This window comes from Mesorhizobium sp. PAMC28654 (assembly GCF_020616515.1).
GTDB lineage: Bacteria > Pseudomonadota > Alphaproteobacteria > Rhizobiales > Rhizobiaceae > Mesorhizobium.
In genome coordinates this window covers 5,353,990-5,374,377 of the sequence record NZ_CP085135.1, presented here as the reverse complement: position 1 = coordinate 5,374,377, position 20,388 = coordinate 5,353,990, and the positions used below count along the sequence as shown (strand labels likewise).

At 64.0% G+C, this 20,388-nt stretch carries 16 protein-coding genes; all 16 read left to right on the top strand.

The features are described 5' to 3' along the window. Nucleotides 1-280 precede the first annotated feature (280 nt). The 16 genes from LGH82_RS26345 (at nt 281) to LGH82_RS26270 (ending at nt 20,388) form a co-directional block, all read left to right on the top strand. Nucleotides 281-970, top strand: a complete 690-nt coding sequence (locus LGH82_RS26345; RefSeq protein ID WP_227345529.1) for a GntR family transcriptional regulator — start codon at nt 281-283, stop codon at nt 968-970. A 1-nt stretch (nt 971) separates the two neighbouring features. Beyond that, nucleotides 972-1,829 (top strand): ABC transporter permease, encoded by an 858-nt coding sequence (locus tag LGH82_RS26340; RefSeq protein ID WP_227345528.1) that lies wholly within the window; start codon nt 972-974, stop codon nt 1,827-1,829. Continuing rightward, a complete protein-coding gene (locus LGH82_RS26335; protein WP_227345527.1) occupies nt 1,826-2,611 on the top strand; it encodes an ABC transporter permease in 786 nt (261 codons plus the stop codon). The genes LGH82_RS26340 and LGH82_RS26335 overlap by 4 nt, the downstream gene beginning before the upstream one ends. A gap of 35 nt (nt 2,612-2,646) precedes the next feature. Beyond that, entirely contained in the window at nt 2,647-3,675 is a 1,029-nt protein-coding gene (locus tag LGH82_RS26330) for a spermidine/putrescine ABC transporter substrate-binding protein (RefSeq protein WP_227345526.1), read from the top strand. 75 nt (nt 3,676-3,750) lie between these two features. Continuing rightward, entirely contained in the window at nt 3,751-4,869 is a 1,119-nt protein-coding gene (locus tag LGH82_RS26325) for an ABC transporter ATP-binding protein (RefSeq protein WP_227345525.1), read from the top strand. Between the two features lie 8 nt (nt 4,870-4,877). Then, nucleotides 4,878-5,573, top strand: a complete 696-nt coding sequence (locus LGH82_RS26320) for an RraA family protein (protein ID WP_227345524.1) — start codon at nt 4,878-4,880, stop codon at nt 5,571-5,573. Continuing rightward, a complete protein-coding gene (locus LGH82_RS26315) occupies nt 5,566-6,285 on the top strand; it encodes an HpcH/HpaI aldolase family protein (RefSeq protein WP_227345523.1) in 720 nt (239 codons plus the stop codon). Before LGH82_RS26320 ends, LGH82_RS26315 begins: the two co-directional genes overlap by 8 nt. Nucleotides 6,286-6,307: 22 nt before the next feature. Further along, nucleotides 6,308-7,918, top strand: a complete 1,611-nt coding sequence (locus LGH82_RS26310) for a 5-guanidino-2-oxopentanoate decarboxylase (protein WP_227345522.1) — start codon at nt 6,308-6,310, stop codon at nt 7,916-7,918. Between the two features lie 124 nt (nt 7,919-8,042). Further along, nucleotides 8,043-9,503: a phospholipase D-like domain-containing protein gene (locus tag LGH82_RS26305; RefSeq protein ID WP_227345521.1), complete on the top strand. Its 1,461-nt coding sequence runs from the start codon at nt 8,043-8,045 to the stop codon at nt 9,501-9,503. 91 nt (nt 9,504-9,594) lie between these two features. Further along, a protein-coding gene (locus tag LGH82_RS26300; protein ID WP_227343924.1) for an IS630 family transposase occupies nt 9,595-10,543 on the top strand; the annotation gives its coding sequence in 2 pieces (ribosomal slippage) (nt 9,595-9,938 and nt 9,937-10,543; 951 coding nt in all). A 123-nt stretch (nt 10,544-10,666) separates the two neighbouring features. Next, the gene (locus LGH82_RS26295) at nt 10,667-11,467 is read left to right on the top strand and encodes an endonuclease/exonuclease/phosphatase family protein (protein ID WP_227345520.1); all 801 of its coding nucleotides are present in this window, start codon (nt 10,667-10,669) and stop codon (nt 11,465-11,467) included. Nucleotides 11,468-11,621: 154 nt separating this feature from the next. Further along, nucleotides 11,622-11,924, top strand: coding sequence for a hypothetical protein (locus LGH82_RS26290; protein ID WP_227349752.1), 303 nt, complete (start codon nt 11,622-11,624; stop codon nt 11,922-11,924). A gap of 24 nt (nt 11,925-11,948) precedes the next feature. Further along, nucleotides 11,949-12,398 carry a hypothetical protein gene (locus tag LGH82_RS33520; RefSeq protein WP_319799893.1) on the top strand — a complete coding sequence of 150 codons (450 nt, stop codon included), beginning with the start codon at nt 11,949-11,951 and terminating at the stop codon, nt 12,396-12,398. A 225-nt stretch (nt 12,399-12,623) separates the two neighbouring features. After that, nucleotides 12,624-14,003, top strand: a complete 1,380-nt coding sequence (locus LGH82_RS26280) for an MdtA/MuxA family multidrug efflux RND transporter periplasmic adaptor subunit (RefSeq protein ID WP_227345519.1) — start codon at nt 12,624-12,626, stop codon at nt 14,001-14,003. Further along, nucleotides 14,000-17,107, top strand: coding sequence for an MdtB/MuxB family multidrug efflux RND transporter permease subunit (locus tag LGH82_RS26275; RefSeq protein WP_227345518.1), 3,108 nt, complete (start codon nt 14,000-14,002; stop codon nt 17,105-17,107). The genes LGH82_RS26280 and LGH82_RS26275 overlap by 4 nt, the downstream gene beginning before the upstream one ends. Then, nucleotides 17,104-20,388, top strand: coding sequence for an efflux RND transporter permease subunit (locus LGH82_RS26270; protein WP_227345517.1), 3,285 nt, complete (start codon nt 17,104-17,106; stop codon nt 20,386-20,388). The genes LGH82_RS26275 and LGH82_RS26270 overlap by 4 nt, the downstream gene beginning before the upstream one ends.

Genomic DNA, 20,388 nt, shown 5'->3' with positions numbered 1-20,388 from the left:
CTCCACCAAACTGGCATCTTTCGAATCAGGCTCGTCGCTGACGGCTGCGAGCAATGCGGCATTCCCACAACCACTCTTGCCGGGCGCACGAACAGCCAACCCATGACCTCAGCCCTTGCTGAGGATGAAGGGGGCTGATGATCCAATACCCAGCAGCTTCTGACAATCGGGTGGCTCCGGCCGCCTATCGGCCGCGGCCCTTTTCGAACAGGCGGAGGGTTGACAGGCCACCGCTCCTGCGATTGTATATTGAAAATATATTTTCGATATATGGCAACCAATGCTCGCAAGCGCACCCAAGAAACGCCAAAGCGACACCGCCTATGAGGGGCTGCGGACCGCCATCATTCGCGCCGATTTGAAACCCGGCTCGCCGATCAACGAACGTGAATGCATGGAAATGCTCTCGGTCGGGCGCACACCGCTGCGGGAGGCACTGCAGCGTCTCGCGCAGGAGGACCTCGTCCTGTCGGTGCCGCAGCGCGGCTATTTCGTGTCGGCGACATCGGCTTCCGACTTCTTCCACCTGCATGAATTCCGCCTGCAGTCGGAAATCCTTTCCGTGCGGATGGCTGCCGTGCGCATCACGCAGGCGCAGCTTGCCGAGTTCGCTGCGCTGATGTCGGAGGCACGGGCCGGAGTGGACGAGCGACAGCCGGACATAAACTGGCATCTCGGCATCGACGAACGCATGCATCGGCTCGTGGCACAGGCGAGCGGCAACCATTATCTCGCCCAGGCCTTGACGCGCCTCTACGCGCTGTCCGTGCGCAGCCTCTACGTCTCGCATATGCCGGTAACGTTGATGCAGGACGAGCTCGACAATTTCGATGCCATCCGCTCGGCGCTGGAAGCGCATGATCCCGATCGCGCCGAGCGGGCCATGCGCGATCACCTGACGATCAGCGGGGTGGTGGATGTGGTGCGCCCCGCCAAGGTGCCGCCCGCAAGGCAGACGACGGAGGCATGAGATGAGCCAGCGAGCATACAGCCTGACCACGCTGGCGATGCTCGCTCCTTCGCTGATCATGGCCGTGCTGCTGCTGGCCATTCCGCTGTTCATCGTCGTCGCCTACAGCTTCGCCGGGCGCGACGCCTATGGCGCTGTCGTCACCGGCTTCACGCTTGACAGCTACCGCGAGCTGTTCCAGGCGACCTACCTGCCGATCTTCCTCAATTCGCTGCGCCTTGCCTTCGCCTCGACGGCAATCTCGGTCCTGCTTGGCTACCCGATCGCCTATTTCATCGTCTTTCGCGCCGGTCGCTATGCCACTCTGCTGCTGGCGCTGCTGCTCATTCCGTTCTGGGTCGATTTCATGATCCGCATGTCGAGCTGGATGGTGCTGCTCGGCCGCAACGGCACGCTCAATGGAATTCTGACTGGAGTTGGAATTGTCGATGAGCCCATCCGCATGATCGGCACCTATCCGGCGGTGCTGGTCGGCATGCTCTATGCCTTCCTGCCGACCACCGTTCTGCCGATCTATGCTTCGCTGAACAGCATCGACCGCCGCCTGATCGAGGCCGCCAACGACCTCGGCGCCAGCCCTTTGGAGGCGTTCTGGCGGGTAACTTTTCCGCTTTCGCTGCCCGGCGTCATGGCGGCGATCCTGTTCGTGTTCGTGCCGGCCATGGGCGTCTATGCCATTCCCGTTCTGCTCGGCGGCGGCAAGAGCATCATTCTCGGCAATCTGATCGTTCAGCTGTTCCTCGAATTTCGCAACATCCCGCTCGGTGCGGCCGTGTCGGTGGTGATGCTGGTGCTGTCGTCGGTGGTGATCGTCTTCTACATGCGGCTGCTCAGCCGGGTCGAGGCGGCGCGGGCATGACAAGATTCCGACCGTCATCGCTGTTCGTGCCCGTACTGACATTCGCCGGCTATGTATTCCTGTTCGCGCCGTTGGTGATCCTGGTCGTCTATTCGTTCAACAGCGGCCGCTCCACGGTGGTCTGGACCGGGTTCTCGCTCGACTGGTACGCGCAGGTCTTCAGCGACCGTGGTTTGCAGGCAAGCATCAAGGTCAGCGCCTTCGTGGCGTCCATCTCGGCGCTGTTGAGCACGGTGATCGGCACCAGCGCTGCGCTCGCGGTTGTAAAGCGGAAATTCCCCGCCAAGAACCTGTTCTCCACCGTCCTGATCGCGCCATTGGTTCTGCCCGAGATCGTGCTGGCGGTCGGGCTGCTGGTTGCCACCGTCTGGTCGGGCGTCACACTGGGCTATTCCACGCTGGTCGCCGGACACACGCTTGTTTCGGCGCCGTTCACCTTCCTTATCGTGCGCGCCGCCGCGGCCGGACTGGACCCCCGTCTCGACGAGGCGGCCGCGGATCTCGGCGCCAACAGCGCGCAGATCTTCATGCGCGTCACGCTGCCGCTGCTGGCGCCCGCCATACTGTCCGCGGTCCTGCTTTCGCTTGTCATTTCCTTCGACAACTTCGTCATGTCGACCTTCGTGTCAGGCGTCGGAACGACGCCGCTGCCGATCCAGATCTACGCGATGCTCAAGACAGGGCTCACTCCCAAGATCAACGCGCTCGGCACCATTCTCATCGGCGTCAACGTGCTGGCGATCCTGCTGGTGCTGGGACGCTATCTAAAGACGGTGCGCTAGGCCGCTAGACGCGCCCAAAACAAAGGGGAACTGCCATGATGAAATACAAACTGCTTCTCGCCACCACGGCGCTGCTGGCTGCCAGCCTGGCCGCCTCCGCCGAGGAACTGCACATATACGCCTGGGCAAGCGAGTTGCCGCAGGAAATCGTCGACGATTTCGCCAAGGAAACCGGCATTGCCACGACGATGGACACCTACGATTCCAACGAGACCATGATGGCCAAGCTCTCCGCGGGCGCCTCGGGCTTCGACCTGATCGAGCCAAGCCAGTACACCGTGCAGGTCTTGTCGAAGCAGGGGCTGTTGCAGGAACTCGACCATTCCAAGATACCCAATCTCTCCAACCTTTCGGCGGACTTCAAGAACGTCTCCTACGATGCCGGCCAGAAATACTCCGTGCCTTACATCTGGGGCACCACCGGGCTCGCCTACAACACCGATTGCGTGAAGCAGCCGATCACCAGTTGGAAGGCGATGTGGGACCCCCAGTATCAAGGCCGCGTCTACATGCTGGACAACATGCTGGCCGCCTATATCGTCGGCCTCCAGGTCAACGGCTTCCGGGCGGGCACCACGAACGCGGCCGAGATCGAAAAGGCGACGCAATCGCTGATCGAGCAGAAGAAAGTGCTCGGCGGCTACAACAGCACCAACTTCGCCGAGCTGGTGGCGTCCGGCGAAGCTTGCATCGTCGAGGCCTGGAATGGCAACATCACGCAGATCCTCAGCGAGAGCCCGAATGTGCGCTACGTGATCCCGCAAGAGGGTGGCTCGATGTGGATCGACGGATTTGCGATCCCCAAGAGCGCCAGGAATGTCGATGCCGCCCACAAGTTCATCGACTATATCATGCGACCGGAGGTCGCCGCCAAGGCAGCCAATCTCAGCAAATCGGCAACGGTGATCGACGCCGCCAAGGCGCTGTTGCCGAAGGAGGTTTCCGGCAACGTAGCGATTTATCCGCCGGCGGATTCGCTCAAGAAAGTCGACTTCATCCTCGACACCGGCGATGCCACGAAACTCTACCAGGACGGCTGGACGAAGGTGAAAACGGCGCAATAGCGGGCCGAACCGCGAAAAGCCTGGCGGCTCCTGCCGCCTGGCCTGGAGCCGCATCGCAACAAGCCGGATTTGTAGATGACCATCAAGCAGAAAACCCTCGCGGGCGCCACGGGCCGCCCGGCGATCGAGTTGATCGGCGTCAGCAAGGCGTTCGACAGAGCGTCAGGCCAACTGGCTGTCGACGACATGAACCTGACCATCGCGACGGGTGAGTTCTTCACGTTCCTCGGTCCGTCCGGCTGCGGCAAGACGACGACGCTGCGCATGATCGCCGGCTTCGAGACACCAACCAAGGGCAGGATTCTGCTGCAGGGCCAGGATGTCTCCGACCTTCCGGCGCATCTGCGCAACGTGAACACGGTCTTCCAGAGTTACGCGCTGTTCCCGCATCTGAGCGTCGAGGACAATGTCGCCTTCGGCCTGGCGGTCAAACGCGTGCCGCGCGCGGACTGCGGTGACCGGGTCTGCGCCGCGCTAGACCTAGTCCGCATGCGCCACGCTGCCAAGCGCAAGCCGTCGGAATTGTCGGGCGGCCAGCAGCAGCGCGTGGCGCTGGCGCGCGCCCTCGTCAATGAGCCGTCCGTACTCCTGCTCGACGAACCTTTCGGCGCACTGGACCTGAAACTGCGGCGCGAGATGCAGCTCGAGGTGAAGGAGATGCAGCGCAGGCTGGGCATCACCTTCGTCTTCGTGACCCACGACCAGGAAGAAGCGCTGACCATGTCGGACCGCATTGCGGTCATGAGCGCAGGCCTGGTGCGGCAGGTCGACGATCCCATCGGCATCTACGAACGTCCCGCGGATCGCTTCACCGCCGGCTTCATCGGCGACATGAACATGCTGGCGGCCACGGTAAGCGGCAAGCGCGACGGCCTTTTCGAAGTCGAGGCCGGCGGCGCCGCCTTTTCGCTGCGCGCGGACAGGAGGTTCGATGTCGATCAATCCTGCACCCTCGCCGTCCGCCCCGAAGCATTGAGCTTTGCCTCGCCCGCCGGATCCGCGGCCACATGCTTCGCCGGGTCGGTCGCCGGAACCGTCTACATCGGCACCGACCGGCTTTATGCCGTCCGTCTCGCCAGCGGAGAAACCATTACCGTACGCGCGCGCAACGCCGACGGCGCGGATACGGTCGCCATCGGGCAACCGGTCACGGTCTCCTGCCCCTCGGCAGCCATTCACCTCCTGAAAGACTAGGATATTTGATGAGCATACGTTCCTACAGGATCGAACAGATCCCTCCCTTGCTCGATCGCTCGCTGGTCGAGCGTCTTGCAAAGGTCGAAGCCGCGACCGTCGGTCATTATCTCCACGACCGCTTCATGCGCACCGACATCCGGCCGCTGATCGACGGCGTCCGCGTTGCCGGAACCGCTGTGACGGTGTCGATCCCCGGCGCCGATTCCACGCTGCTCTATTACGCGATGGACCGCGTGCGGCCAGGCGACATACTGGTGATCGACCGTGCCGGCGATGAGCGGCATGCGCCGTGGGGCGGCTTCATGGCGGCGGTGGCCAAGGTGCGCGGCCTCGCGGGCGTCATCATCGATGGCGTCGTCACCGACCCCGCCGCCATCCGCGCCGCCGGCGTGCCGACCTGGGCTCGTGGCGTGTCGCCGATCACCACCAAGCTGCTCAATCTGGGTGGCGGCTTCAACATTCCCGTCAGTTGCGGCGGCGTCGCCGTCAACCCTGGTGACGCGGTGCTCGCCGACGATTGCGGCATCCTCGTGCTGCCGCCCAATCAGGTCGAGGGCGTGACGTCCGTGGCGCTGTTCGACCAGGAGGATGAAGGCAGCTGGGTACGAAAAATCGAGGCCGGTGCACGCCTGCAGGATCTCGTGGACATCGACGGCATGATCGCCGAACGCAACAAGAAGGACCAGGCGCCGCATGGCTGAGCAGATCGATGATTTCGCCGTCTGGCTGTCGACCCCGCATCAGGCGATGATGGAGATCGCCCATGACATCGGCTACCGGCATATCGTGCTCGACATCGAGCACGGCCTCTTCGACCTCGAGGCCACCGACCGCATCGTCGCGCTCGGCAAGGCGCTGGGCATGAAAATGCACGCCAAGGTGCTCGGGCCTGAAGCGATCCCCATCCAGCAGGCGCTCGACATGGGCTGCGACAGCGTCATCATTCCGCATATCGGCGACCTCGAACATGCGCGCAAGGTCACGCTTTCGGCAAAATACCCGCCGCTCGGCAATCGCAGTTTTTCCGGCACGCGTCCTGCCCGCTACAATGTCGTCTCGCCCGACTACTATGAGCGCGAAAACATCGGCACGCGCTGCTATCCGATGATCGAGTCGGCGGCCGCGCTGAACGACGTCGAAGCCATCCTGGCGTTGCCGACGGTCGACGGCGTGTTCGTCGGCCCGAGCGACCTGTCGCTGGACAGCGGGCGCGGCGCCTATCGCAACACCGACGAAGACAAGGCGGCCATCCGGCGCATCGCCGCCGCGGCAAGCGCCGCGGGCAAGCCGTGGATCATGCCGGCCTGGACGCGAACCGAGCGAACGGTCGCGCTGGAGCTCGGCGCCGGTCTGCTCGTCGTTGCCGACGAGTATGGTGCCATCCTGTCCGGCCTCGCCGACGCCGCGAAATGAACCTGAAGAGAAAGAGATAAAAATGTCCGACGCGATTTCCTGTGGCAGCCGGCTGATGCAGCTCTTGCGAGCCTATGGGGTGGATACGGTCTTCGGCATGCCCGGCGTCCACACGCTGGAAGCCTATCGCGGCATGAATGCCGCCGGCATCCGCCACATCGGCGTGCGCCATGAGCAGGGCGCCGGCTTCATGGCCGACGGCTATGCCCGCATGTCCGGCCGCCCTGGCGTCTGCCTGCTGATCTCGGGGCCAGGTGTCACCAATGCCGCCACCCCGCTCGGCCAGGCGTATTCGGACAGCGTGCCGGTGCTGCTGATTTCGAGCGTCGCCGCCAACAAGGATCTCGGCATGGGGCGCGGGCGCCTGCATGAAATCACGGACCAGTCACAGGTGACCGCGCCGCTGACGGCGTTTTCCGCGATCGCCTCCGATCCGGAGCAAGTGCGCGAACTGGTGGCGCGCGCGTTCGCCGTATTCGAGACCGGACGTCCGCGACCCGTGCACATTTCCATTCCGCTCGACGTGTTCAAGGCGATGGACGACAAGCCGGTGACGCGGCGCACCGCGCGCGGCCGCCCGGCGCCTGTCGCGGAGGATGCGTTGGAGGCAGCAAAGCTGCTCGCGTCCGCCAGGCGGCCGGTGATCATCGCCGGTGGTGGCAGTCTCGGCGCCAGCGACAGATTACGCAAGCTGGCGGAAACGGTGGGCGCCGCCGTCGTGCCGACCATTGCCGGCAAGGGCGCGATCCCGGATTCGCATCCGCTCGCGCTGGAAGCCACGCTGGACCGGCCGGCCACGCAGGCTCTGATCGCCTCCGCCGATGTCGTGCTTTGCATCGGCACGGAGCTGGCGGAGCCCGACATCTGGCTGGACGGTCCCCTGCCGATGACCGGCAAGATCATCCGCATTGACATCGACGCGGCGGCTCTCGCTCGCGACTATGACACGACGGTGGCGCTGCATGCCGATTCGAGCGAAGCGATCGACATGATCCTGTCCGCCCTGCCCCAGGCCACTGCCGGTGGCTTCAACGGTTCGAACGAAATCGCCAATGTCCGGGCAACCGAGCGGGCCGCACTGACCCCGCTGGAACGCAAGCACGTCAAGGTATTGGACGCGCTGCGCCGCGCCCTGCCCGCCGATGGCGTCGTCTACACCGACATGACGCAGCTCGCCTATACCGGGTATGCCTTCTTTCCCACAGAAAGGCCGAAACAATGGTTCTTCCCGGCAGGCTACGGCACGCTGGGCTATGCCTTGCCGGCGGCGATCGGTGGACAGATCGCGGCGCCGGACCAGCCGGTGATGGCGATCGTCGGTGACGGCGGCTTCCAGTTCACGCTGCAGGAACTCGGCACCGCGGTTGAGCAGAAGCTGCCGCTGGTCGTGCTGCTCTGGAACAATGACAGCCTCGCGCAGATCCGCGACGGCATGATCGCCCGCGACATCCCCACCATCGGCGTCAACCAGCACAATCCGGATTTCATCAAGCTCGCCGAAGCCTATGGCTGTCTCACCGCCAGCCCACAAAGCACCGCCGAACTGGAAGCCGCAATACGCGACGGCTTCTCCGCCGAGAGGCCAACCGTTGTCGTGCTGCGCGAGGACGCCGCCTTCCTGCGTCAGGACTGAAGGTCCGAGAGGACGATCCCAGAATCGGCCGCGGCTTCCAAGCCGCGTCGCTTCTGCCTCAACGCGAAGCGTGATGCGTTGCATTGCATTGCGTTCTGCAGCCGGTCGCTCGATAGTCTTGGCCATGTGGCAGACACTGGCGACTCACTGGCCTCAGATTCTCGCGATCATCTCGGTGGTCATGGCGACCGTAGGCATCGCGCATGCCGCCATGACCAAGGAGGACGTGCGCTCGGCCACCGGGTGGGTCGGCGTCATGCTCTTGTCGCCGATCATCGGCGTGCTGGTCTATGCGGTGGCGGGCATCAATCGCATTCGTCGCGCGTCGATCAGCGCGCAGCGCCTGCTTCCAGGCAGCGGAACGTCCGCCGAAGCGCTTCGCACCGAGGCCGCCGAAAACCTGGTCATCGAGCAATATGGCCCGCGCTTCACCGGCCTGAAGATACTGGGCGACAGGGTGGCGCGGCGTGCCCTGACCCCGGGAAACGCAATTGCGGTCTTGAGGACGGGTGACGAGGCGTATTCCGCCATGTGCGCGGCGATTGGCGGCGCGCGGCGCAGCATCCTGCTTGAAACATACATCTTCGACAATGACACCGTCGGCCTGCTTTTCGTCGAGGCGCTCGCCGAGGCTGTGCGGCGCGGCGTCAGCGTGCGCGTGCTGATCGATGCGGTCGGCGCCCGCTACTCCGTCCCCAGCATTCTCGGCCATCTGCGCGACGCCAATGTCACCGCCGCCCTCTTCAACGGCAACATCGTCATGGGACTGCGCCTGCCCTATGCCAATCTGAGGACACACCGGAAAATCCTGGTGATCGACGGCGCGGTTGCCTTTACCGGCGGGATGAACATCCGCAAGGCGTTCTCGGCCGAGCTTGTCGGCGCCGCCGCTGCCCACGACACGCATTTTCACGTCACCGGGCCGGTCGTGGCCGACCTGTTTTCGATCGCCGCCGGGGACTGGCGCTTCGCCACCAACGAGCCGCTCAAGGGCGACGAGTGGCTGATAGCACCGCTTTCGCCGGCCCCTGGCCTGCCGATGATGGCGCGGGCGGTAGCCTCCGGCCCCGACGGCAGCATCGAAACGAACCACAAACTGCTGATCGGCGCCTTCTCGGTCGCCCGCAAATCGATCCGCATCATGTCGCCCTATTTCCTGCCCGACCGGGAACTGATCAGTGCGCTGACGACAGCGGCCAGGCGCGGCGTCGAGATCGATGTCGTGGTGCCGGCGGTCAACAACCTGTTCCTCGTCGATCGTGCGATGACCGCGCAGTTCGACCAGATCCTGAAGAATTATTGCCGCATCTGGCGCGCGAATGGCGCCTTCGATCATTCGAAGCTGCTTTCGATCGACGGCGTATGGGCCTATGTCGGCTCCTCCAATCTAGACGCCCGATCGCTGCGGCTGAACTTTGAGATCGACCTGGAGGTTCTCGACGCCGGCTTTGCCGCGCAGATTGAAGACCGGATCGGGTCGGCCATGGCGTCGGCCACGCCCGTAACCCTCGAGGCGCTGAGGGCCCGGCCATTCGTCATCCGTCTGCTGGATCGGCTGCTATGGCTTGGCTCGCCCTATCTCTAGAGCAAAATCCGAGCGGATAGAATCGATAGGGGTTTCGTTGGGATTGGAAATCTGATTCAGCATATCTGCTGGATTCGGAGGCCGGCATGGCATGGCGAAATCCTTATCGGAAGATTTGCGGGCTCGGGTGGTCGCAGCGGTTGATGGCGGCCTGTCGCGACGGGCGGCAGCGGCGCGATTTGGCGTGGCGGCGGCAAGCTCGGTGCGTTGGGTCCGGGAATGGCGCGAGACCGGAGCCACCTGCGCAAAGCCGCAGGGCGGCGACAGGCGGTCCCACCGCGTTGAAGCGTATCGCGACATCATCCTGGCGGCGATCGAGAGGCGGGTGGACATCACGCTGGTCGAACTCGCCGAGTTGCTGCGACAGGAGCATGGCGCGTCGTTTGCGACGAGCACGATCTGGCGGTTTCTCGATCGTCACTCCATGACCTTCAAAAAAAACGGCGCACGCCAGCGAGCAGGAGCGGCCAGACGTGGCGGCGCGACGAAACGCCTGGTTCGACGCCCAGCCCGATCTTGATCCCGAGCATCTGGTCTTCATCGACGAGACCGGAGCCTCGACAAAGATGGCTCGACTGCGGGGGCGCACGAAGCGCGGGATGCGGTGCCGATCGCCAATCCCGCATGGCCATTGGAAGACGACGACGTTCACCGGCGCCCTGCGCCTCACTGGCATGACCGCGCCAATGGTCCTGGACGGCCCGATGACTGGCGAATGGTTTGTCGCCTATGTCGAGCAGGTTCTCGTGCCGACGCTGCGGCCCGACGATGTCGTGATCCTCGACAACCTGCCGGCGCACAAAAGCGCAGCCGCCCGTGTGGCGATCGAAGCAACCGGCGCAAGGATGATGTTCCTCCCGCCCTATTCCCCCGACTTCAACCCGATCGAGAACGCCTTTTCCAAGCTGAAATCGATTCTACGCAAAGCCGCCGCACGAACCGTCGCGGAATTGTGGGATACCATCAGCGCCGCACTGCCTTGCTTCACACCAACCGAGTGCGCCAACTACTTCGCCGCAACAGGATATGAGCCGGAATGATCAGATTCTGCTCTAGCTCTTTTGAGAGCCTCGCCCGGTTAAGACATGGAACATTCACCGACAGAGCCTATTTCAGTATAGCCAGGTCAAATCCTGAACGCAGCGAGGACGAACAGCAGGGACATGCAGAGAACTGGACGTAGCCTCCCGGCAAGCATGCTTCTCTCCATTCGCGACAGGAGGATGCAAAAGGCAAACGCCAGCTCGCCCAAGCGGACGGGCACGACCGGAACGCTGGTTGCCTCCTACAATGTCCACAGATGCATTGGCCTCGACAGGCGGTTCGATCCCGAGCGAACCAGCCGCGTCATCCGCGAAATCGACCCGGATGTCATAGCGTTGCAGGAAGCGGACAACCGCTTCGGCGATCGCGACGGGCTTCTCGACCTGTCCCGGCTGGAATCCGACACTGGTCTGGTGCCGGTGCCGATCTCGGCCAATGGCAAGGGGCACGGCTGGCACGGCAATGTCCTGCTGTTCAAGAAGGGTGTCGTTCGCGACGTGCATCAGATCAGGCTTCCGGGACTGGAACCGCGCGGCGCGGTGGTGGCGGAAATCGACCTGGACGGAAACCGGACCCTGCGCGTCATCGCTGCTCATCTCGGATTGCTGCGCCGCTCCCGTTCCCAGCAGGCCGGCGTGGTTCTGGACATCATGAACAGCCCGGACGAGACGCCGACACTGCTGCTCGGCGATCTCAACGAGTGGCGGCTCGGAAACCGCTCCTCACTGAACACGCTGCACACGACATTTGGTCCATTGCCGCCAGCCGTCCCCACCTTCCCGTCGAACCTGCCGCTGCTTGCGCTCGATCGCATCATGGCCAATCGGCACGGGATGATCTCGGCCGTGGAAGCGCATGACACGCCGCTTTCACGGGTTGCCTCCGACCACTTGCCGCTGAGGGCTTTCGTCCGCCTTTAGAGCAAAAATGCCGGCGTTCTCCGCCGAATCGTCTCGGCGGACACCCGGGGATTCCAGGACCTGGCGGATTTTACTCAAATCCAACTGTGGATATTGGCGCTTCGTTTCCATCGACACGCCACTGTGTATTAGCGCGGGATCACGGAGGGAAACGATGAAAAGCGAATTCTCGGCCGCACGCATCCATCTCGAGCGCGCCTACGATGCGCTCCACGGTGATGACGAGACCAGCAGCAAGACGCGGGAGGCGCTCGATCTGCTGATCGAAGCCGTGGCGGTCGCTGAATACAGCCGCCCTTCGGCGACGGTGATCAACTTGCCAATCAGGGCGAAAAACCCCTCACCGCCCCAGCAATCACAAACTCAGCAATCACAAAAAAGCCCCGCCGGTTTGAGCCCGCGGGGCACTTTAGGTGGGATAAGAGAAGATCGCGAAGGGAAGCGATCTGGTAGTTGAACGCTATCGCCCCGACAAAGTTCCATGCCGGGAAAATCTTCCGATGCCGGCCTTGACCGCCCGGCACGCCAAGTGTGCCAAAACCCTGCGCCGCATTTAAGCCAAGAATCGGTCGGACTTCATGAAGGCACCGGTTCTTGTCGCCGCGAAGTGCACGATCCCCGTGTGCAGGGCCGGAGCAAACACGGATTTGGTGAGGCCCCCATGAAAAAGATCCTTCTCGCATCTGCAATTCTCGCTTTGGTTGGTGCGAGCAATCAGGCGCAGGCAATCGGCTGCCTGACAGGCGGCGCCGCCGGCGCGGTGGCCGGCCACTACGCCGGCCATCACGCGGTGCTCGGTGCGGTCGGCGGATGCGTTGCCGGCCATCATCTTCACAAGAAGCAGGTGGCCGCGGCCAAGCTGAAGAAGCAGCAGGAGATGCAACAACAGCCAGCCGCAACGCCGCAACAGCCCGCCACGACCGCGCAATAAGTTCGGTATCCTGCCTGGCCGTGGCTTGCTGTTGACAGGAAGCCACGGCCGGCTTCCGACGTCTGCACGACATTGACCGAAACCATGGCACTCCCTATGGTTGCCCGATGCAATCATAGGGTGCGGAACAACGCACCCGGGCAGCGGTTGAACCTGTCCAACTGTTAATTCGACTTGGTTCGATTTCGGCCATATGGGTTGGCGAAGGGACCGAAGATCGTTGCCATGGATCAGAATCTGGAATTGCCGAAGGTGAAGGTCGCGGTGCGGCGGCGCTCGCGCGGCTGGATTGCCTGGGTGATCTTCCTGCTGGTCGTCGCGGCCACGGGCGCGTATCTCTATCAGCGGCCCCAGGTCGCCGACAAACAACCGGGCAACAGAAGAAATGCACAGCCGATGTCGGTCGGCACGGCAGCCGTCGAGAAGGGTACGATCAACGTCACCGTCGATGCGCTCGGCACGGTCACCTCGCTTGCCACCGTTACGGTCAAGTCGCAGATCAGCGGACCGCTCATCCAAGTGAACTTCAAGGAAGGCCAGGACGTCAAGAAAGGCGACCTGCTCGCGCAGATCGATCCTCGCCCCTACCAGGCCGCGCTTGCCCAGGCACAGGCCCAGCTGGATCGCGACCAGGCGCTTCTCAAGGGCGCGCAGGTCGATCTCGCGCGCTACCAGGGGCTGGCGACCCAGAACGCCGTGCCGCGCCAGACGCTGGACACGCAGGTCGCCCTTGTCGCACAGAACGAAGCCACGATCTCCATCGACAAGGCACTGATACAGGCAGCCAACGTCAATCTCGGCTATTGCCGCATCCTGGCGCCTGTCGATGGGCGGGCGGGCCTTCGTCAGGTTGACGAAGGCAATTACGTCACGCCGGGCGACGCCAATGGCATTGTCGTCATCACCCAGATCCAGCCGATCAGCGTGATCTTCACCGTGCCGGAGGATCAACTTCAGGCTATCGCGCAGCGCATGCAGCAGGGCGCCACTTTGCCCACCACCGCGATGGACCGAACCGGCAAGACCAAACTCGCGGATGGCCAGCTGCAGACCTTCGACAGCCAGATCGACGCCAGCACCGGAACTATCAAGCTGCGGGCCGCCTTCACCAACGAAGCGCGCAATCTTTTCCCCAACCAGTTCGTCAACATCGAGCTTCTGGTCGACCAGCACAAGGATGTGGCGATCGCGCCGACCGCCGCAGTACAGCGCGGCGTGCCCGGCACCTTCGTGTATCTTGTGGACGCCGACAACACCGTCTCGGTGCGCAAGATCACCCTTGGCGTGACCAATGGCGAGCGCATCGAGGTGCTCTCGGGTCTCAACCCTGGCGACCGCATTGTGGTCGATGGCGCCGACAAGCTCCGCGACGGCGCCAAGATCAACCTGCAGCAGGACGGCCAGCCGGCGGCATCGGCGCAGCCACCCACACAAGCGCATACACCGACGCAAACGCCAGGACAGACGCAGACGCCAGCACAGACACCGGCGCAGGCGCCACCAACGGGACAGCAGCCAGCGGATGATCAGAGCCCCGGCGATGCGACCAAGCACAAGGGCCAGGGCCGCAAGCATCGCCATTCGGAGACCGGTCAGCAGCAATGAGCCCGTCGAGAGCCTTCATTCTCAGGCCCGTGGCGACATCGCTTTTCATGGTTGCAATCATGCTGTCCGGCATGCTGGCCTATCGCTATCTGCCGGTGTCGGCGCTGCCCGAAGTCGATTATCCGACCATCCAGGTGCAGACCTTTTATCCGGGCGCGAGCCCGGATGTGATGACCTCCTCGGTCACGGCGCCGCTGGAAGTCCAGCTCGGACAGATCGCCAACCTCAACCAGATGAACTCGGTGAGTTCGGCCGGTTCCTCTGTCATCACGCTGCAATTCAGCCTGGCGATCTCGCTCGATGTCGCCGAACAGGAAGTCCAGGCTGCCATCAATGCCGCCGGCAACCTGCTGCCGGCCGATCTGCCAGCGCCGCCCATCTACGCCAAGGTCAATCCCGCCGACGCGCCGGTGCTGGCACTTGGCCTGACCTCGGCCACCATGCCGCTGCGCGATGTCCAGCAGCTCGCCGATACCAGGCTGGCGCAGAAGATCTCCCAGTTGGCGGGCGTCGGCCTGGTCAGCCTCAGCGGCGGCCAGCGTCCGGCCGTGCGCGTCCAGGCTGATCCGCGCCGGCTCGCCGCCTACGGCCTCAACCTCGACGACCTGCGCACGACATTGGGCAACGCCAACGTCAACACGCCCAAGGGCAATTTCGACGGCCCATCGCGAGCCTATACGATCAATGCCAATGACCAGCTGAAGAGCGCGGACGAATACCGGTCGCTGATCATCGCCTACAAGAACGGCGCACCGGTGCGGCTGAGCGATGTCGCCTCGATCATCGACGGCACCGAGAACAACAAGCTGGCGGCCTGGATGAACACCACGCCGGCCATCATCGTCAACATCCAGCGCGAGCCCGGCGCCAACGTCATCGAGGTGGTCGACCGCATCAAATCCCTGCTGCCGCAACTGCAGGCATCGCTGCCAAGCTCCGTCGACGTGGCGGTGCTGACCGACCGCACCACCACCATCCGCGCTTCTGTGCGCGACGTCGAATACGAGCTGACGCTGGCGATCATGCTGGTCGTGCTGGTCATCTTCGTTTTCCTGCGCAGCGCGCGCGCCACGCTGATCCCGAGCCTGTCGGTGCCGCTGTCGCTGGTCGGCACGCTGGGCGTCATGTATCTGTTCGGCTTCAGCCTCGACAATCTCTCGCTGATGGCGCTGACCATCGCCACCGGCTTCGTCGTCGACGACGCCATCGTCGTCATCGAGAACATCGCGCGCTACATCGAGGAAGGCGACACGCCCCTGGAAGCGGCGCTGAAGGGCTCCGAGCAGATCGGCTTCACCATCATATCGCTGACCGTCTCGCTGATCGCAGTGCTGATCCCGCTGCTGTTCATGGGCGATGTCGTCGGCCGGCTGTTCCGCGAATTCTCCATCACGCTCGCCACCACCATCCTGATTTCGGCCGTGGTGTCGCTGACCCTGGTGCCGATGGCCTGCGCCAAGCTGCTCAAGCCATTGTCGGCGGTGCGCGAGAACGCGCTCCAGCGCGGCAGCCGCCAGTTCTTCGACTGGGTGATCCGGGGTTACGGCCACGCGCTGACCTGGGTGCTCGACCGGCAGACGCTGATGCTGCTGGTGGCGGCGTTCACGCTGGTCCTCACGGCGGCGCTCTACATCGTCATCCCCAAGGGGTTCTTCCCCGTGCAGGATACCGGCGTCATCCAGGCCATCACCGAGGCGCCGCAGTCGGTATCCTATGCCTCGATGGCGGAGCGGCAGCAGAAACTGGCGGCTGTGATCCTCAAGGATCCCGATGTCGACAGCCTGTCATCCTTCATCGGCGTCGACGGCACCAACACCACGCTCAATGTCGGCCGCATCCTGATCAACCTCAAGCCGCACGAACAGCGCACCGCCGATATCACCGCGGTCATCGACCGCCTGAAGCAGGCCACGGCCTCGATGGCGGGCATCACCCTCTATCTGCAGCCGGTGCAGGACCTCACCATCGACGGCACAGTCAGCCGAACGCAATACCAATTCGTGCTGCAGGACGCCAATTCGGACGAGCTGACGCAATGGACGCCAAAGCTGCTCGCCAAGCTGAACAAACTGCCGCAGCTTGCCGACGTCGCCAGCGACCTGTCGGACGCCGGCCTTGCCGTATTCGTCGACATCGACCGTGACCAGGCCGCGCGTTTCGGCATCACGCCGGCGACAATCGACAACGCCCTCTACGACGCCTTCGGCCAGCGCATCGTCTCGACCATCTTCACCACCTCCAGCCAATACCGGGTCATCCTGGAAGCGGATCCATCCCTGCAGGATTCGCTGCGCGCGCTGTCCTCGGTCTACCTGCCCTCCTCGACCGGCGGCGCTCCGGTGCCGCTTGCCGTGGTCGCTAAAACCCATGTCGACACCGCGCCGCTCCAGATCACCCATATGGGGCAATTCCCGGCCACCACCTTTTCGTTCAACCTGGCGCCCGGTGCGTCGCTGGGCGAAGCGGTCACCGCGATCCAGCAGGCGCAGAGCGACATCGGCATGCCGCTCAGCGTGATCACCACCTTCCAGGGCGCCGCGCGCGCCTTCCAGGCCTCGCTCAGCAACACGCTGTTCCTGGTCCTGGCGGCGGTGGTCACCGTCTACATCGTGCTGGGCGTGCTCTATGAGAGCTTCATCCATCCCATCACCATCCTGTCGACGCTGCCTTCGGCCGGCATCGGCGCCTTGCTGGCGCTGATGATCGCCGGCGAGGACCTGACCATCATCTCGATCATCGGCATCATCCTGCTGATCGGCGTGGTCAAGAAGAACGCCATCATGATGATCGACTTCGCGCTCGACGCGCAGCGCAACGAAGGCAAGGCGCCACGCGACGCCATCTACCAGGCCTGCCTGCTGCGCTTCCGCCCGATCCTGATGACGACGCTGGCGGCGATGCTCGGCGCGCTGCCGCTGATGCTCGGCACCGGCGTCGGCTCGGAACTGCGCCACCCGCTCGGCGTCACCATCGTCGGCGGCCTGCTGCTTAGCCAGTTGCTCACCCTGTTCACGACGCCGGTCATCTATCTCTGGTTCGATCGTCTTGCCGCCCGCTTCGGCGGCATCCAGACGGATCTTTCCGAGGCGGACGCCGCGCCATGAACCTGTCGGCGCCCTTCATCCGGAGGCCCGTGGCGACGATCCTGCTGACCTTCGGCCTGTTGGCCGCCGGTCTGGTGGCCTACCCGCAACTGCCGGTGGCGCCGCTGCCCGAGGTCGACTACCCGGTGATCTCGGTGCAGGCCTCGCTGCCCGGCGCCAGTCCGCAGGTCGTGGCCAACACGGTGGCGAGCCCGCTCGAACGGCATCTCGGCGAAATCGCTGACGTCAACGAGATGACGTCGTCCTCAAGCGTCGGCAGCGCGCGCATCACCTTGCAGTTCGGCCTCGACCGCGACATCGACGGCGCGGCACGCGACGTCCAGGCGGCGATCAACGCCGCCCGCGCCGACCTGCCGTCGAGCCTGCGTTCCAACCCCACCTATCGCAAGGTCAATCCGGCCGACGCCCCGATCCTCATTCTGACGCTGACCTCCGACACGCTCTCCAAGGGCCAGATCTACGACGCCGCGAGCACGGTGCTGGCGCAGAAGCTGGCCCAGGTCGACGGCATCGGCGAGGTGTCGGTCGGCGGCAGTTCGCTGCCGGCGGTGCGCGTCGAACTCATCCCGCAGGCCCTCTACAATTACGGCATCGGACTGGAGGACGTGCGCGCCGCACTCGCATCCGCCAACGCTCACAGTCCCAAGGGCGCCATCGATGTCGGCACGCAGCGCTATCAGATCTATGCCAACGACCAGGCGAGCCAGGCCGATGCCTACCGGTCACTGATCGTCGCCTATCGCAACGGCGCGCCTATCCGGCTCTCCGATGTCGGACAGGTCAATGATTCCGTCGAGAACATCCGCAATGCCGGACTGGCGAACGGCAAGCCGGGGGTGCTGATCATCCTCAACCGGTCGCCCAACGCCAACATCATCGCGACGGTGGACCGCGTGAAAGCGCTGCTGCCATCATTGCGAGCCTCGATCTCGCCGGCCATCGACCTGTCAATGGCCGTCGACCGCTCGACGACCATCCGGGCCTCGCTGCTCGAGGTCGGGCAGACGCTGATGATCGCCATCGGCCTGGTCATCCTCGTCGTCTTCGCCTTCCTGCGCGACGTGCGCTCGGCGCTGGTGCCGATCGTGGCGGTGCCGGTGTCGCTGGTCGGCACGCTGGCCGTCATGTACCTGCTCGGCTTCAGCATCGACAATCTGTCGCTGATGGCGCTGACCGTCGCCACCGGCTTTGTCGTCGACGACGCCATCGTCATGCTGGAGAACATCTCGCGCTACACCTCGGCCGGCATGGGCCGCATGCAGGCGGCGATCAAGGGCGCGCAGGAAGTCGGCTTCACCGTGCTGTCGATGAGCATTTCGCTCATCGCCGTCTTCATTCCCATCCTGCTCATGGGCGGCATCATCGGCCGGCTGTTTCGCGAATTCGCCGTCACTCTGTCGGCCGCGATCCTGGTGTCGCTGGCCATCTCGCTGACCACGACGCCGATGATGTGTTCGCTGCTGCTGCGCAGCGAGAAGGGCCGCGTGCATGGCCGGCTCTACCGTTTCAGCGAGCGCGTCTTCGACGCCATGCTGAACGGCTACCGCCGCTCGCTCTCCTGGGCGCTGGACAATCCCTTGCTGATCATGGCGGTGCTGCTGGCGACGCTCTGCCTCAATGGCTATCTCTACGTCACCATCCCCAAGGGCTTCTTCCCGCAGCAGGATACCGGACGGCTGACCGGCTCGATCCAGGCCGACCAGGCGACATCCTTCCAGTCGATGTCGCAGAAGCTCAGCCAGTTCTCCGCCATCGTCAGCAAGGACCCGGCCGTCGACGCGGCGGTCGGCTTCACTGGCGGCGGCCAGACCAATTCCGGCTTCATGTTCGTGTCGCTGAAGCCGCGGGCCGAGCGCGGCGTTTCAGCCGACCAGGTGATCGGCCGGCTGCGGCGCCAGCTCGCCGTGGTGCCCGGTGCCACGCTGTTCCTGCAGGCGGTGCAGGACATCCGCGTCGGCGGGCGGCAATCGAACGCGCAATACCAATACACCATGCAGGGCGACAGTTTCGACGAGTTGGCGGAATGGGCGCCGAAACTCGCCGCCGCGTTGCAGACCGAGCCCAGGCTCACCGACGTCAACTCGGACCAGCAGAACAAGGGACTGGAGGCCGATGTCGTCATCGACCGCGATACCGCCTCACGCCTCGGCATCACCGTGAGCCAGATCGACAACACGCTCTACGATGCGTTCGGCCAGCGCCAGGTGTCCACCATCTATGTGGCGCGCAACCAGTACCACGTCATCATGGAGGTGGCGCCGCAGTACTGGCAGAGCCCCGAGGCGCTGAAACAGGTCTATGTCAGCACGTCGGGCGGATCCGTGCAGGGCTCACAGTCGAGCAACGCGGTCGCCGGCACGTTCGTCGCGCCCGGACAGTCCAGCAGCGCGACCTCGATCGCGGCGGATGCGGCGCGCAACCAGGCCACCAACTCCATCACCAGCACCGGCAAGTCCTCAGCCTCGACCGGCTCCGCCGTTAGCACCAGCAACGAGACGATGGTGCCGCTCTCGACAGTGGCGAGCTATGGCCCAGGCAGCACGCCGCTTGCCGTCAACCACCAGGGGCTGTTCGTGGCCACGACGCTCTCCTTCAACCTTGCACCGGGCGTGGCGCTCAGCGACGGCGTGGCCGCGATCAACGAGGCGGCGGATCGCATCGGCGTGCCCAGCACCATCCACGGCAGCTTCCAGGGCACGGCCAAGGTGTTCCAGGATTCGCTCTCCGACCAGCCGCTGCTGATCCTTGCCGCGCTCATCGCTGTCTATGTCGTGCTCGGCATCCTCTACGAAAGCTACGCGCATCCGCTGACCATTCTCTCCACCCTGCCCTCGGCCGGCGTCGGTGCGCTGCTAGCCCTGTCGCTGTTCAACATCGAGTTTTCCATCATGGCGCTCATCGGCGTCATCCTGCTCATCGGCATCGTCAAGAAGAATGCGATCATGATGATCGACTTCGCGCTGGCGGCCGAGCGCGGCGAGGGCAAATCGGCGCATGACGCCATCTACCAGGCGTGCCTGCTGCGCTTCCGCCCGATCATGATGACGACCATGGCGGCGCTGTTTGGTGCCGTGCCGCTTGCCATCGGCCTTGGCGAAGGCAGCGAACTGCGCCAACCCCTGGGGATAGCCATCGTCGGAGGCTTGATCCTGAGCCAGATTCTGACCCTCTATACGACTCCGGTCATCTACATCTACGTCGACCGATTCGGGAGCTGGTGCCGGCGGTTGCGTTCTCGGTCGTGGCGTCCGTGGCAGCCAACCGCACAACCGGGAGAGTGA

Bases quoted from the DNA above. Each gene is read 5' to 3' on its own strand.
- LGH82_RS26345 (WP_227345529.1), top strand. From the start codon at position 281: ATGCTCGCAAGCGCACCCAAGAAACGCCAAAGCGACACCGCCTATGAG.
- LGH82_RS26340 (WP_227345528.1), top strand. From the start codon at position 972: ATGAGCCAGCGAGCATACAGCCTGACCACGCTGGCGATGCTCGCTCCT.
- LGH82_RS26335 (WP_227345527.1), top strand. From the start codon at position 1,826: ATGACAAGATTCCGACCGTCATCGCTGTTCGTGCCCGTACTGACATTC.
- LGH82_RS26330 (WP_227345526.1), top strand. From the start codon at position 2,647: ATGATGAAATACAAACTGCTTCTCGCCACCACGGCGCTGCTGGCTGCC.
- LGH82_RS26325 (WP_227345525.1), top strand. From the start codon at position 3,751: ATGACCATCAAGCAGAAAACCCTCGCGGGCGCCACGGGCCGCCCGGCG.
- LGH82_RS26320 (WP_227345524.1), top strand. From the start codon at position 4,878: ATGAGCATACGTTCCTACAGGATCGAACAGATCCCTCCCTTGCTCGAT.
- LGH82_RS26315 (WP_227345523.1), top strand. From the start codon at position 5,566: ATGGCTGAGCAGATCGATGATTTCGCCGTCTGGCTGTCGACCCCGCAT.
- LGH82_RS26310 (WP_227345522.1), top strand. From the start codon at position 6,308: ATGTCCGACGCGATTTCCTGTGGCAGCCGGCTGATGCAGCTCTTGCGA.
- LGH82_RS26305 (WP_227345521.1), top strand. From the start codon at position 8,043: ATGTGGCAGACACTGGCGACTCACTGGCCTCAGATTCTCGCGATCATC.
- LGH82_RS26295 (WP_227345520.1), top strand. From the start codon at position 10,667: ATGCAGAGAACTGGACGTAGCCTCCCGGCAAGCATGCTTCTCTCCATT.
- LGH82_RS26290 (WP_227349752.1), top strand. From the start codon at position 11,622: ATGAAAAGCGAATTCTCGGCCGCACGCATCCATCTCGAGCGCGCCTAC.
- LGH82_RS33520 (WP_319799893.1), top strand. From the start codon at position 11,949: ATGCCGGGAAAATCTTCCGATGCCGGCCTTGACCGCCCGGCACGCCAA.
- LGH82_RS26280 (WP_227345519.1), top strand. From the start codon at position 12,624: ATGGATCAGAATCTGGAATTGCCGAAGGTGAAGGTCGCGGTGCGGCGG.
- LGH82_RS26275 (WP_227345518.1), top strand. From the start codon at position 14,000: ATGAGCCCGTCGAGAGCCTTCATTCTCAGGCCCGTGGCGACATCGCTT.
- LGH82_RS26270 (WP_227345517.1), top strand. From the start codon at position 17,104: ATGAACCTGTCGGCGCCCTTCATCCGGAGGCCCGTGGCGACGATCCTG.